Annotated in this window: 19 protein-coding genes; 10 read left to right on the top strand and 9 right to left on the bottom strand. The window is 46.8% G+C overall.

Features of this window, described 5'->3' with window-relative positions:
- Nucleotides 1–47 precede the first annotated feature (47 nt).
- The 8 genes from ACTHTY_RS02705 to ACTHTY_RS02670 all read left to right on the top strand — a co-directional run bounded on the left by ACTHTY_RS02705 (nt 48) and on the right by ACTHTY_RS02670 (nt 6,869).
- Nucleotides 48–1,226: a phage tail sheath subtilisin-like domain-containing protein gene (locus ACTHTY_RS02705; protein ID WP_440366383.1), complete on the top strand. Its 1,179-nt coding sequence runs from the start codon at nt 48–50 to the stop codon at nt 1,224–1,226.
- A 13-nt stretch (nt 1,227–1,239) separates the two neighbouring features.
- Nucleotides 1,240–1,746 carry a phage major tail tube protein gene (locus tag ACTHTY_RS02700; RefSeq protein ID WP_295697348.1) on the top strand — a complete coding sequence of 169 codons (507 nt, stop codon included), beginning with the start codon at nt 1,240–1,242 and terminating at the stop codon, nt 1,744–1,746.
- A gap of 44 nt (nt 1,747–1,790) precedes the next feature.
- A complete protein-coding gene (locus ACTHTY_RS02695) occupies nt 1,791–2,159 on the top strand; it encodes a hypothetical protein (protein WP_295697346.1) in 369 nt (122 codons plus the stop codon).
- 183 nt (nt 2,160–2,342) lie between these two features.
- Nucleotides 2,343–3,008: a hypothetical protein gene (locus ACTHTY_RS02690; protein WP_440366382.1), complete on the top strand. Its 666-nt coding sequence runs from the start codon at nt 2,343–2,345 to the stop codon at nt 3,006–3,008.
- Nucleotides 2,890–4,989 carry a phage tail tape measure protein gene (locus ACTHTY_RS02685; protein WP_440366476.1) on the top strand — a complete coding sequence of 700 codons (2,100 nt, stop codon included), beginning with the start codon at nt 2,890–2,892 and terminating at the stop codon, nt 4,987–4,989. Before ACTHTY_RS02690 ends, ACTHTY_RS02685 begins: the two co-directional genes overlap by 119 nt.
- Nucleotides 4,989–5,444 (top strand): phage tail protein, encoded by a 456-nt coding sequence (locus ACTHTY_RS02680; RefSeq protein WP_440366381.1) that lies wholly within the window; start codon nt 4,989–4,991, stop codon nt 5,442–5,444. Before ACTHTY_RS02685 ends, ACTHTY_RS02680 begins: the two co-directional genes overlap by 1 nt.
- Nucleotides 5,444–6,715, top strand: a complete 1,272-nt coding sequence (locus ACTHTY_RS02675) for a contractile injection system protein, VgrG/Pvc8 family (RefSeq protein ID WP_440366380.1) — start codon at nt 5,444–5,446, stop codon at nt 6,713–6,715. Before ACTHTY_RS02680 ends, ACTHTY_RS02675 begins: the two co-directional genes overlap by 1 nt.
- Complete coding sequence (locus ACTHTY_RS02670; protein ID WP_440366379.1) at nt 6,705–6,869, top strand: hypothetical protein; 165 nt, start codon at nt 6,705–6,707, stop codon at nt 6,867–6,869. The genes ACTHTY_RS02675 and ACTHTY_RS02670 overlap by 11 nt, the downstream gene beginning before the upstream one ends.
- Nucleotides 6,870–6,916: 47 nt before the next feature.
- On the opposite strand, the gene ACTHTY_RS02665 is transcribed toward ACTHTY_RS02670, so the two are convergent.
- From ACTHTY_RS02665 to ACTHTY_RS02645, 5 genes are all read right to left on the bottom strand, one after another.
- On the bottom strand, nt 6,917–7,339 hold the full coding sequence (locus tag ACTHTY_RS02665) for a hypothetical protein (RefSeq protein ID WP_440366378.1): 423 nt from the start codon (nt 7,337–7,339) through the stop codon (nt 6,917–6,919).
- Entirely contained in the window at nt 7,336–7,776 is a 441-nt protein-coding gene (locus tag ACTHTY_RS02660) for a helix-turn-helix domain-containing protein (RefSeq protein WP_440366377.1), read from the bottom strand. Before ACTHTY_RS02660 ends, ACTHTY_RS02665 begins: the two co-directional genes overlap by 4 nt.
- 2 nt (nt 7,777–7,778) lie before the next feature.
- Nucleotides 7,779–8,114 carry a hypothetical protein gene (locus ACTHTY_RS02655; protein ID WP_440366376.1) on the bottom strand — a complete coding sequence of 112 codons (336 nt, stop codon included), beginning with the start codon at nt 8,112–8,114 and terminating at the stop codon, nt 7,779–7,781.
- A gap of 290 nt (nt 8,115–8,404) precedes the next feature.
- Nucleotides 8,405–9,202, bottom strand: coding sequence for a hypothetical protein (locus tag ACTHTY_RS02650; RefSeq protein ID WP_440366375.1), 798 nt, complete (start codon nt 9,200–9,202; stop codon nt 8,405–8,407).
- Nucleotides 9,203–9,315: 113 nt separating this feature from the next.
- A complete protein-coding gene (locus tag ACTHTY_RS02645; protein WP_440366374.1) occupies nt 9,316–9,984 on the bottom strand; it encodes a S24 family peptidase in 669 nt (222 codons plus the stop codon).
- 111 nt (nt 9,985–10,095) lie between these two features.
- Between ACTHTY_RS02645 and ACTHTY_RS02640 the strand changes: the two genes are divergently transcribed.
- Nucleotides 10,096–10,290, top strand: a complete 195-nt coding sequence (locus tag ACTHTY_RS02640; RefSeq protein WP_440366373.1) for a YdaS family helix-turn-helix protein — start codon at nt 10,096–10,098, stop codon at nt 10,288–10,290.
- 261 nt (nt 10,291–10,551) lie between these two features.
- On the opposite strand, the gene ACTHTY_RS02635 is transcribed toward ACTHTY_RS02640, so the two are convergent.
- From ACTHTY_RS02635 to ACTHTY_RS02625, 3 genes are read right to left on the bottom strand one after another with little or no spacing between them, the layout of a single operon-like run.
- Nucleotides 10,552–10,803 (bottom strand): hypothetical protein, encoded by a 252-nt coding sequence (locus ACTHTY_RS02635; protein WP_440366372.1) that lies wholly within the window; start codon nt 10,801–10,803, stop codon nt 10,552–10,554.
- Between the two features lie 38 nt (nt 10,804–10,841).
- Complete coding sequence (locus ACTHTY_RS02630; protein WP_440366371.1) at nt 10,842–10,997, bottom strand: hypothetical protein; 156 nt, start codon at nt 10,995–10,997, stop codon at nt 10,842–10,844.
- Between the two features lie 53 nt (nt 10,998–11,050).
- Nucleotides 11,051–11,365 carry a hypothetical protein gene (locus tag ACTHTY_RS02625; protein WP_440366370.1) on the bottom strand — a complete coding sequence of 105 codons (315 nt, stop codon included), beginning with the start codon at nt 11,363–11,365 and terminating at the stop codon, nt 11,051–11,053.
- A gap of 105 nt (nt 11,366–11,470) precedes the next feature.
- On the opposite strand from ACTHTY_RS02625, the gene ACTHTY_RS02620 reads away from it, so the two are divergent.
- On the top strand, nt 11,471–11,950 hold the full coding sequence (locus ACTHTY_RS02620) for a hypothetical protein (RefSeq protein WP_440366369.1): 480 nt from the start codon (nt 11,471–11,473) through the stop codon (nt 11,948–11,950).
- Here the strand turns inward: ACTHTY_RS02620 and ACTHTY_RS02615 are convergent.
- A complete protein-coding gene (locus ACTHTY_RS02615) occupies nt 11,947–12,117 on the bottom strand; it encodes a hypothetical protein (RefSeq protein WP_440366368.1) in 171 nt (56 codons plus the stop codon). The two genes, ACTHTY_RS02620 and ACTHTY_RS02615, sit on opposite strands and share 4 nt — an antisense overlap.
- Between the last annotated feature and the right edge of the window lie 124 nt (nt 12,118–12,241).

Genomic DNA, 12,241 nt, shown 5'->3' with positions numbered 1-12,241 from the left:
AAGCGGTAAAAAGTGTTGAATTTTATGAAATTTTAAAAGGTTGTCCTATGTCTCAAGTAAACCGTATGCACGGCGTAACCGCCAATGAATACACAAAGGGTTTGCGCCCTATTGCCGATGTTACCAGTAATATCATTGGCATTGTCGCCATTGCGGATGATGCAGATGAGAATGTATTTCCGCTCGACAAGCCGATGTTTACTACGTCTGTCGCCGCTGTAATCGATAAGGCAGGTAAGTCCGGTACGTTGTACAAGGTACTCGATGGCATCTTAGACCAAGCAGATGCGCGTGTAATTGTTGTCCGCGTATCATCAAATAGCGATGCAGAAGCTCAAAAAGCCAACGTTATTGCAGGTGTGAAAGCTCTGCGTAAAGCTGCGGCTGTTACAGGCTTTCGCCCAAATATTATCGGCGCGCCTGAATTGGACGTACAGGATGTGACTACCGAGATGGTCGCAGTGGCTGAGGCACTGGGTGCATTTGTGTACGCATCGTGCGCTACTGCGGATGACTTGGAAGAAGTTAAAACATACCGCAAAAACTTTGGTTCTCGTTTCCTAATGTTGGTTGACGGTGATTTTACAAGCTTCAATGATGCCGAAGAAGCCACCGGTAAGGCGGCAACAATTGGCCGTATTCTTGGCGCGCGTGCGCGACTAGATGATTCTATTGGTCCACATAAATCCATCTCAAATACTGAGATTTTAGGCGTGAGCGGCCTCTCAAATCCGCGCTCTTTCGGCTTGCTGGATAAAAACAGTGAGGCAAACACCATCAACAACGCCGATGTCACCGTATTGATTCGTGAGAACGGCTATCGTGTATGGGGTAACCGCACTTGTTCCGAAGATCCTGTTTGGGCGTTCGAGCCTACCGTGCGTATGTCAAACCTGATTAAAGAAACCATTGCCACAAGTTTCTTGTGGGCAATGGATAAGCCAATGCATCCAAGCTTAATGATTGATATTTTGATGAGTATCAATGCCAAGCTGAGCGAATATGTTGCTAAAGGCTGGTTGCTTGGTGCCGAGGTACGCATTGACCGTCAAAAAGTCAGCACGGCTCGTGTATCAAGCGGTATTTTCGCATTCGACTACGAATTTACCGTGCCACCGCCGCTGGAAAATATTGAGTTGAATCAGTATGTGAGCGATAAATTTATTGTCAATCTGACAGATAAGGTTATCGAGTTTGCCAGCAACATGAAACCGACTACCGTATAAAGGTTAAAAAAATATGCAGTTACCGCGTTTACTCAAAAGCTTCAACGTTTTTACAGACGGCCTCAATAAACATGGCGTAACCATGACGGTTAAACGCCCTGCTCTCAAATTCAAAACCGAAGACTATACACCGGGTGGCGTTCCTTTTGAGCTTTCCGCTATTCATGGCGTAGAGAAGCTGGAATTGGAATTGGTGTCTAAAGGTTATGATGTTGAGCTGTTTAAATCTATTTCTCATAAAATTGGCGGCAATCTTGTCCGCTACCAAGGCAGCCTGCATAAAGAAGACGAAGAAGAACACCAAATGCTGTATGGCGAATTTCGCGGCCGCATTGTGGAAGTAGAACCCAGCGAAGATAAAGCAGGCGAAGGTGGGGAACATACGTTTAAGTATGTCTTAACGTATTGGAAAGAATCGGTAAATGGCGAAGATATTATTGAGATTGATGTGATGAATCTGAAATGTATCATTAACGGTCGCGATTACTTCGCCGGTATGCGTAAAAATTTGGGCTTGTAAATTAAAGGCCGTCTGAAAAAATCAGGCGGCCTAAAGGAAATAAAATGACTGAGCAGAACATCAAAATTATTGATGAAGAAACCATCGAGATTACCCTGAGTAACGGTAAAACATACAAAATGATTGAGCCGACTGCACGCCATATGGAAGGCTTGCTGCAAGACCTTTTACAGCATAAGCACACAGAGCAAGTGCGTATGCTAGTGGGTCGCATTACCGAGCCTAAGCTGACTAAGTTGGACTATCTCAAGCTGAAAATGTCGGATACTCAGCTGATTAACGTTGCCTTAAATTTTTTTTCAGCCGCCCCGAAAGCCCGAACGGAGATGATGGCGGATTTGAAAGAGCTGGGCTACCTGTCGGAATCCGAATCAGAGGCGAAGACTTCGCAAGATGTGTCGCCGACCGAATAAGCATTTATGAGCTGCTCGTTGATGATGATGAGCAACCTTTAAAATATTACAACGCAATTGACGACTGTATCGCCCAGTGTGCCGCCATATTTGGCGGCGGTGTGGCCGGTTGGTATGACTTGAACTTGCCCGATTTAATCCGTTGGACGAATCGGGCAATTTTAATCAATAAGGCAGATTCGGATGAGTAAAAACCTTGTTGTCAAAATTCTGATGGATGCTCATGACAAGGCCAGCGGTGCATTGGGGCGCATCAAAGCATCGGCAAGTGGTCTGTCAAAAGAGCTGACAAAAACCAGTGAAGAGTTGAAGGCTCTTAGCCGTGCTCAGAAGCTGGTGGAAGACCGCGTAAGATTGGACGCAAAAATCCGTGAAACCACGCGCGAGATGAATGAAAACCGTAAAGCGGTCAGTGCATTAAACGCGGAAATCAAAAAAAACGGCACCGCAAGTAAAGCACAAACTGCCGAAATGGAACGGTTGGCATCTGTCCGTGAAGGGCTGAATGAGAAGCAAAAAAAGCAAACAGAAAGCCTTGAGGTACTTAATAAAAAACTGTCAGAACATAAAATAAAAGCCCGTGATGCCGCCGCCGCTCAGCATGAGCTTGATCGGCGCACAGAAGCAGCCACCGCCAAGATGGATAAGCAAAAGGCGGCCGCAGAGCGTATAGCCAACAGAAAAAATGCCATTAGTAATAGGGCGTATTCAGGGGATGGCAGCAAAAGGCATGGCGGGCGGCGTGGCATTGGGTGGGTTGACTGCAAAAGCAGTCAGCGCAGGCATGAGCGAAGAAGATGCCATGCTGGGTGTGATCCGCCAAGTGCAAGGATTGAAGAATGCGGATAACAGCTTAAATCACGCGGAAATCGCCAAAATCCGAACCGAGATTCAGGGCTTGAGCAATGATTTGCCGGTCGCGACAACTAAAATCATGGAGATGTATGAGGCCGGCGGGCGCATGAATGTGCCGCGTGAAGAGTTGGCTCAATATGTCAAAACCGCTGCCGCTGCCGCTACGGCGTTTGATGAAGAGGATATGGGCGGTCTAGCTGAAAACTTGGGGCGCATCAATGCCAACTTTAAGCTGACGGCTGAACAAGGGCGTGAGCTTGCCGATGTTATCAACTACTTAGATGACAACGCGATTTCAAGCGGCAAAGCCATTATCGACTATATGAACCGTGTCAGCGGCTCAATGGGGCTGGCAAAAATCAGCGAGAAAAACGTAGCGGCATTAGGCTCTACCCTGCTCTCTCAAGGCGTTGATGACTCAACAGCCGCCGGCGCGGTATCGGCACTGTTTACCCGATTGTCTACCGCTCCGGATATGAAGCCGGTAAGAAAAGCCTTGAAAGATATTGGGCTTGATGCAAAAGACGTGCAAAAAGGGATGGTTGAAGATGCAAACGCCACGTTAATAAAGATTGTCGAGGCGGTTAAAAAAATGCCGAAAGAAGAGCAGGCAGGCATTTTAAAAGGATTGGCAGGCGGCGAATATAACAAAGTGTTCGCAGGTTTAATCAGTAATACCGAAGAATGGCGGCGACAAATGGAGCTGGCAAATTCGCAAGATGCCATCGGATCGATGGCGCGTGAGTTTGAGACCCGTATGGGTGCAATGTCGTCAAAATGGCAGGTCTTCAAAAATCAGCTGTTCAACGCAGAAGCAGGTGCAGGACAGGCATTATTCGGTATGTTGTCGGGATTGATGACGACTGTTGGTGGTTGGCTCAATGCGATTACACGATGGACGGCCGCAAACCCTCAGCTTGCCGCCGGTATTATGAAAGTAGTCGCTGTGGGCAGTATGCTGCTGGTTGGTTTGAGCGGTTTGGCTTTGGTTGTGTCTACTCTGTTGGTACCGATGGTCATGGCTAAATTTGCCATTCTGTCGCTTGGTTCGTCTGCTTTAAGCGCATTTGGTATGCTGAAAAGTGGTTTGATGATCTTGCGCGCCGCAATGATGGCCAACCCGATTGTACTGTTCGTGACATTGGCGGTTGGTGCATTGATTCTATTATGGGCAAACTGGGATAAAGTGAAAGCTGCGCTGATTGCAGGGTGGAATTGGCTGAAAAACGTTTTCCGCCAAAATCCGCTGTTGGCGGCCTTTACTGGGCCGATAGGTGCAATTGTCGGGCTGATTGCCAATTTTGACAGGCTGAAAGCTGGACTTACTGCCGGTTGGAACTGGCTGAAAAACGTTTTCCGCCAAAATCCATTGATTGCCGCATTTACTGGACCAATTGGCGTAATTGCTGGATTGATTGCCAATTTCGACCGATTGAAAGCAGCGGCAAGGTCCGCTGTGGAGTGGGTAAGACGTGCAATTTCAGGCGGCGGTGCCACTCCTGCCAGTGTCGGCGTACCAAACAGAGGATTCTCTGTCGGTGGTTATACGGGCGCAGGCCGTAGTAATGAAGCAGCCGGTATCGTGCATAAGGGGGAGGTTGTTTTTAGCCAAAACGATGTATCCCGTTTTGGCGGCTGGCGCATTGTTGATGCCTTGCGCCGTGGCGGTATGGCCGCGCTCAACTGGGGGCGTGGGAAGATGGGTTCTTTGCAGTCATTTGTACGCGGTTCGGCCAGTGGACTGGCAAGGCCGTCTGAAAATGGCCGCCCTGCTCCGTCTTTGGTTGGAGCGGTCGCAGTGCCTGACGGATTCAACCGTTCAGGCGGCGGTGCTATGCCGATGAATATCTCCATCAACATCAATGGCGGCAATAGTTCGCCTGTCGATATCGCCAAAGAAGTCGCGCGGCAGATTGAGCAGGTAGCCCGTAATCAGGCGCGCCGCGCCCGTTCAATGTTCGCAGATAAGGATTAATGATGGCTTTAGCTGCTTTAGGTTTTTTTGTTTTCCATACGGTGACTGTTCCTTTTCAGGGGTATGACCGCAGCTATTCATGGCGGCATCCTACGCAAAATACCGTAGGAGGCGGTCTGTCTCCGGTGCAATATACCGGTCCGGAAAATGAGACTCTCAGTATTACGGCAGAGTTGCGCCCAGAAATCACGGGAGGCGATACATCATTAGCCCTGTTGCGGATGATGGCAAATGAAGGGAAGCCGTACAACCTGATTATGGGTAATGGCGATATCTTGGGCGCATACGTCATCACATCCATTAAGGAAGGTCGGAAAGAATTGATGTGGGATGGCAAAGCGCGCGCCATCAGCTTTAGTATGGAGCTGAAGAAAGTGTCGGATTCCCCGATGGGGATGTATGGTGCAGCTTTGACCGCCGCCGTGTCAACCGTACGTCAAATGGTGGGGTTGTAATGATTGCAGGATTGGGTAAGCAAATTAAAAATACCGCCGCCAAAGTGTTTTCAACTTTGACCGATACGGGCGGCAACCATCTAACACCGGTTGCCATGTTGACGATTAACGGCAAGCCGTTTGGGACAAATGCCGTCAGCCGCATTAGCAGCATCAGCCTAACGGATAAACGCGGATTTGAGGCGGATGAATTGACCATTACGCTTGATGATTCAGACGGCCTTTTGTCTTTGCCGCCCAAGGCTGCCGAAATCACACTGGCCATCGGCTACATGGAAACAGGCGTGGTAGATAAAGGGAAATACAAGATTACCGAAGTATCATGGAGCGGCGCACCTGATACCATCAGTATCACTGCCCAATCCGCCGATATATCCGACAAATTCGCAGAATCCGTTGAGAAAAGCTGGCATAAAAAGCAGTTGAAAGACATCATCGGAGAAATAGCCCAAAAGCACGGATATGAGCCGATTATCGGTAAAGCCTATGAAAAGGAGATGATAGACCATATCGACCAAAGCAACGAATCCGATGCAGCGTTTATAGCCCGACTTGCCCAGCGGTATGATGCAGTTGCCACAGTAAAAGGCGGCCGCCTGCTCTTCGTCAGCGCGGGCGAAGCGACTGATGCCAGCGGCGATAAGCTGCCGACCATTGCCCTGACCCGTAATGACGGCGACAACTTCAATTTCCGCTACTCATCGACAGAAAGCTACAACGCCGTGCGCGCCTACTATATCGATAAAAAGACAGGCAAGAAGCAAGAGGTTGTCATCGCGGAGGGAAATTACGACCCAATTAAAAAAACCGTTACCACGGTAAAGAAATACAAGACCAAGCGCAAAGACGGCAAAACTCACAAGACAACAACAAAAAATGTCGTAGAGACGAAAAAAATAGATACATCGTCTCATAAAATCAAAACCCTGCGCCATACATACCAATCCGCCGCCACTGCCGCCAATGGCGCGCGCGCCGCCTATCGCAAGTTAAAACGTGGTGCAATGGAGTTTGAAATGACAATGGCCGTCGGTCGTCCGGATATTGCCCCTGAAAGTCCTGTAACGCTTTCAGGCTTTAAATCCGAGATAGATGCAGAGTCGTGGGTAGGCGTTGAAGTATCCCATACGCTTGACAGCGGCGGATTAATCAGCAAAATAAGACTTGAGAGCCTGATAGATTTCGACATCACGCTCTATGACGGCGAAGTAACCGCCACTACATTCCCGACCACTGGGGAGACAACGGAGATAATAAAAAATGGAAGCTAATACTCACTCAAATCCATACGAATGGATAAAGAAGCAAATAGAATATTGGAAGGCAAAAAGCCGTGAGGCAAGCGAAGCCGCCGACATCGAGGCATTCAACCACGCCGAGCGCGAACTCGCCAATTATCAAGCCATGCTCAAAATAAAATATTAACTAAACAAAAAGGCCGTCTGAAATTCAGACGGCCTTGATACAAATAATTAGAAGTCTATATTATACTTACCTAAAGAATGACGAGAGTGGATGCCGAGCCCAAACAAAAATAAATCTAATTTAGAACGTACAGCATTAGCTGTCAGATTGAGCAAGACTTTCAATTTTTCGGGGTCATCACCGATAGCGTGCAAATCAACGTCGTTCTTAGATTCAATATCAAATGCAGCAGTATAAACCATTTTTATGGTAACAGTGCATGACTCTTCTGTTTCGGGATTAATAATATATTGAAAGTTAGCCTGGCAACGAATCTCTATACTCGGTGAATCTATGGCAATACGATAACCTTGTGTTTCGAGTCGAAGATTTTCCATAATATTAAGAGGAGGTATGCCAGGAAAATCAGCAAAATCTTCAGCATCAACACCGATATTGAGCAGCGAAAAATTATTTAGGGTAATAGTCATGCTGGCTCCAATTCAAAGGAAGATTTGCAACAACTTGAGGCAGAATCAGAAGAAATAGAAACGCCATCTTTTACAAAAAATTTACTGTATTCAAGGGAAGTTCTATCAACTTTATAACTAAGCTTCTCCTGATTAGTCGCTACTGTCACAGATACACAGTGTGGATCATCTACCAATTCTAAAGAAAATTGCATATCCAGCGCTGTCGCAATGTCTGCAATCGTATTCAACTCTAGATTCTTTTCCGATAAAGACAGTGTTTTTGAAACTGCTTGAATAGAGATTCCCAGTTTTTGAGCAATCTCTGTCCTTGTAATATTTTTGCTTTCCAATGCTTGGCGCAGCAAATCAACCGCCTGAATATTCAAATCCATACGATTATGTTTCTTGCGAAAATCAAAACGAGAAAATAATTGATTCAAGATTGGCATATTCATAATCAAACTCCACCGTTACGGATATATTCATCCCTAATAAGCTTCATTTTAGTTTTGTCTTCTAGGGTTAATTTTTGAGTTGTTTTCTTGATGAAATGAGTGATAACCATATTTTCACCATTATAGTCTTCATCATGAAAAAAATAAGCTCTTAGGCTTTCTGGTCTCGCCGTCTTAATCGCCCAAAAATAAGGCCCCTCGTTGTTCAATTCTAAGGGTTCATTTAGAGGTATTCCATCGCAATAACGAACAATACGAGCTAATAGTTCTTTTGAATCCTCGCCACAAATCTTCTTTGGGAAATCTATATCATTCCTATTAAAGCCAATTTCATTCATGGCCTTATCCGATAAGACACAAGAGTATCGGAGCCCCTTATATATCACTTCTGGCATAATAGTAAACTTTTAAGTTGATTTCAATGCTTTCATGAAAAAAAGCATTATAGAACTAGAAAAAATGTCGCACTTTGCAAATAAGATTGCCATTCAATATCCCAAAATACAACATCTAAAATCAGGCGATCCCTGTCTGTATCAAGGCTGATAAATAAAACACTTCGCCGGTGCGTGTTTTGACAACGCCGCCGTCTATACGGTCAATTCGAAAAGTCCGACTATCATGTTTATTATTCTTCCAGCGACAAACTAAACATAACAGGCAGGCCGGGCGTGATAGCAATGCTGTAAGTGATGCCGTCTTCAGTGTAGGAATCTTTGGCCTGTTCCTCCGGGTTCTTGTTGAAATCCTCTGCCGCTTTGACACTCATTTTTAGAAGTTTTGCGGACAACTCCTTACTTTTTGCCGCGTCGTCGGCAATAGGCGCAGTCAAGATGGCGATGGATTTCCCAAACAAGCCCAGCAATTCTGCGCCGTCACCTTCGCTGGTTGGCGCGGCAAGAATGAGTATTCCGCGCGGTTTTTTGTTTTCAGGGCTGGCCGAGATAATCATGCTTAAGCCTTCGGAGGCAGTATGCTGATAAACAAGATTAACCGAGTCTTTCTCTCCGGTTGGCTGGGCGTTTTTCGGGATAGGCTTGGTTTTCGGGTAATCAAAACGCGCCATTTGGCTGTTGATCCGTTTACGCAGCTCTTCAAAGCTGATGGGCAGCTCTTTTTTCGGCGTGTTGATGGTCAAATCATAACCTTTCTCGCTGGTAGGCTTAGAAGCGCTGTCATCGGCTTGCAGCGTTTCCGCTTTGGTATCCGCCGCCGTCTGCTTCGCCTCGTCGTCATCGCCCATCAACAGCGCACCGCCGACAAACATGGCAAGACCCAACGCCAGCGACTTCGCCCAAAATCCGCGCGTATGAATCTCGCCAGTTTTTCTGTCCTTCAAGAGCTTCGGCGCAAAAATCCCGATAAATCCGGCCACCGCCATCGCTAGGCCAAGCAAAAACAGCAAAATTCCAATAATAAACATCATGTGAGTTTCCCTTCGTTTTCTCTAAGATTGGTTGATAAAACTAAATATTCCAAAATCAAGCGGCCGCACATTCTAAAGCTTACTGTGTGCTGAGCCGCTTCTCAAACTTCAAATCAAAATCCCGACAAATGCCATGCGCCGCGCACTTTGCCGCAGATGGTTAATTTTTCCAGTCCATCGCCTTCGATGGTTTCCGTTCTGTATAACGGGTTGTCGCTGATGACGAGCAGGCCGCCGCCGACGGAGGCTTGCAGGCGTTTGGCTTTTAGGCCGTCTGCGAAGGATAGGAGGTAAATGCCCTCTCCTTCGAATGAGTGGACGGAGGTATCGACAAACAGCACGTCTCCGTCCTCGATGGTGCCTTGCATGGAATCGCCGCGTGCCGTGATGACTTGGATACGGGAGAGGTTGCCGCCGAGTTTTTCGCGCGCCCATTCTTTATCTACATGAACGAAATCGACCACCTCCACTGCTTCGTTGTTGATGTAGCCGTCTCCAAGCGCGGCAACCACGTCCAGCCGCTCAAAACGTACGCGGTCGTCAGCAAGGTCGTCTGAATCTTTAGGTAGTAATTTTTTTGGGAAGGTCTCCTGATAAGGCAAAGGGAATCCTGAAATTTCAGATATTTTTACCATCGTTTCAAATGTTGGCTTGTTTCGTCCTTTTTCGATTGCATTAACGCTGGCTTTTGTTGAGAAGCCAAGCTCAAGTGCAAAGTCCTCTTGAGTCATCCCTGCTGCTTTTCTTGCCTCAGTAGCCCATTTTGCCAAATCGTAAGTCATAAAATTCTCCATGTTTTCAGCATTGTAAATTTTAAATAGACAAAAAACGGCTACTAAAAGTTTACTTTTAAGGTTATTTAAAATATACTTTCTCTAAATTAAGGAGATGTCATGAATCATCTGGAAAAAGTAATTAAAGCTGCTGGCGGTCAAGCGGCATTAGCCGAAAAGCTTGGAAAAAAACGTTCTACTGTAAATAGTTGGGTAAAAGGAAGAAACAAAATGCCTGCTGAAATCGCGGTAGAAATTGAAAAACTGGGGTATGGCGTACGACGCGAAGATTTAAGACCAGACGTATTTTTATAATTTACTTTTGCTGAAAACGGAGCAAAAAAATGACAGAGCAGACGACGAAAAGATACTCCGATATTCGGGGCTGGTTGAAAGAAACCTATCCGCAGTATTACCCGTTAAGCCGCCGCGCGGAATCGGGCGAATGGAGGAGCGGTTTCTACAAGGAAGACCGCCCGTTCATTTTGGCGGGTATGCGATGCGCCGCCATGCGTTGGGAAGTGCAGAAGTTTTGCGATGGCTTGGGCATGGGGCGCGGGGTTCAGATATTAGGCTTTATTCCGGATGATGTGTCGGAAGCGGATTTGAATCGAGTTTTTGAAGCAGCCCTTGCAGATACGCCTTTTCGGATTCGTCTTGTGTCCGCACCGAAATGTGTTCCGTCAGTTGTCGTATATCGCCGTGAAGCTGCGGAAACTTGTCAATCAAGGCATATAGGACAAGCGCGTGAGTGCGGTATTTCTTGTATGCCTCGGCAAGCGGGCGTTGAAGTTCGAGACATTCCTCGTGCGTGATTTTTTGAGACATTTTTAAATCCTTAAGGTTGTTTGGTGAGAGATTCAATCTTAAGGAAATCGCGGACGCGCTTCAAGCCGTCCGCACCCCAAAACTTTCAGACGGCATCCGCCGCTAAACCCGAACAAGGAGCAAAAGATGACGGAGCAGGAAATCGAAGCGGTTTTGACGGCGCAAGCCCATATCCGCGCAAGAAGAAGAGCCATGATACACATGGCTTTGGGTGAAATGAAATCGGCGTTGGACAGAGGCGGCGTGTCTATTCGTCCGGACGTGTGGGCAGGATATTGCCGTCAAAGTCTTGCAGTGCTGCTTCAGCAAGACTGCGCTGAAGATCGGAAGAGCCGTGTTGCCACAATCGCTCGAGTTCTTGCCGAAAATCCGCAATACCGCCGCTCGTGCGCTCGAGAATCTTCAGGGCAACGTCCAGGGCAAACATGGCTTCAGCCTTCTGATACATCTGGAAATACAGCTCGCCGTCGTCCCGAACTTCTTCGATACCGTCTGATTCTTCGGTGTACAGATGGTCGAGAATTTCCTGAACTTGAGGTTTCAGGTAGTCGTTAAGTTCCATAACAGTGTTTCCGTTGAGTGATAAATGCGAATCGATTTTAACGGAAAGACTAAAACAGTAAAACAAATTTCAGACGGCGTAACCAGCTAAATAAGGAGCAGAAAAATGAAAGAAATCGTAGTGAAAGAAGATGTAGAACGCAAAAAATTTGAGGAATGGTGCAAGGCTCGCAACGAGGGAGATCGCCTGAAGACCGATGTTGATGACGGTGATGTTTACTATGTAGATGCCAGCATTGATTACGCATGGCAGGGATGGATCGGAAGTGCATATGAATCGGCAAAAGCAAAGCAAGCAGAAGCAGCAGCAGTAGCCTGCGCACAACGCGCCTATATCCGCACCAAAAAAGACCGCAAATACGGTTGCTTGTTCAATGACGACCTGCGAGAGCTGAGAAACCTTGCCGCTGAATTGGCAAGAATGCCTGACCGCCCCGTTGAAGAAATCACCGTCCGCGTTCAGGCATTGGAAATGCAGTTGCGCTATATCAACCGCCTCAAATACGGCAAAAAACTGCACATCATCAAGCGTGATGAAGCAATCAGGGCGGGTTATGCCGTAGCGTCAAAAACACTTAATCGCTAAGAAACTTCAAATTTCCCTTTTGGCTGCTGTGCATTAAGTTTGCGTTTGATGGCTTCGGCAATGTGGAACATACGTTCAACATATTCATTATCAACTGAATAACGGTCGGCATAGGGAGCAGCTAAAGTAGCTGCAAGTTGTAAAACTTCAAATTCGGAAAGTCTCATTTTAATTACTCCGTTTATGGTTACTGGAAATGACATTGTAACGGGGTTATGACAAAGCGGATAGACGTTTGACCCGCCGGACAGTCGGCATTCCTATTCATTCAAACCAATACTAAAGGAAAGT

Origin of the sequence: Neisseria sp. P0019.S002 (assembly GCF_051957155.1) — a bacterium.
Classification (GTDB): Bacteria; Pseudomonadota; Gammaproteobacteria; order Burkholderiales; family Neisseriaceae; genus Neisseria; species Neisseria perflava.
The sequence above is the reverse complement of the archived record's forward strand: the minus strand, read 5'-3'. Positions and strand labels throughout refer to the sequence as shown.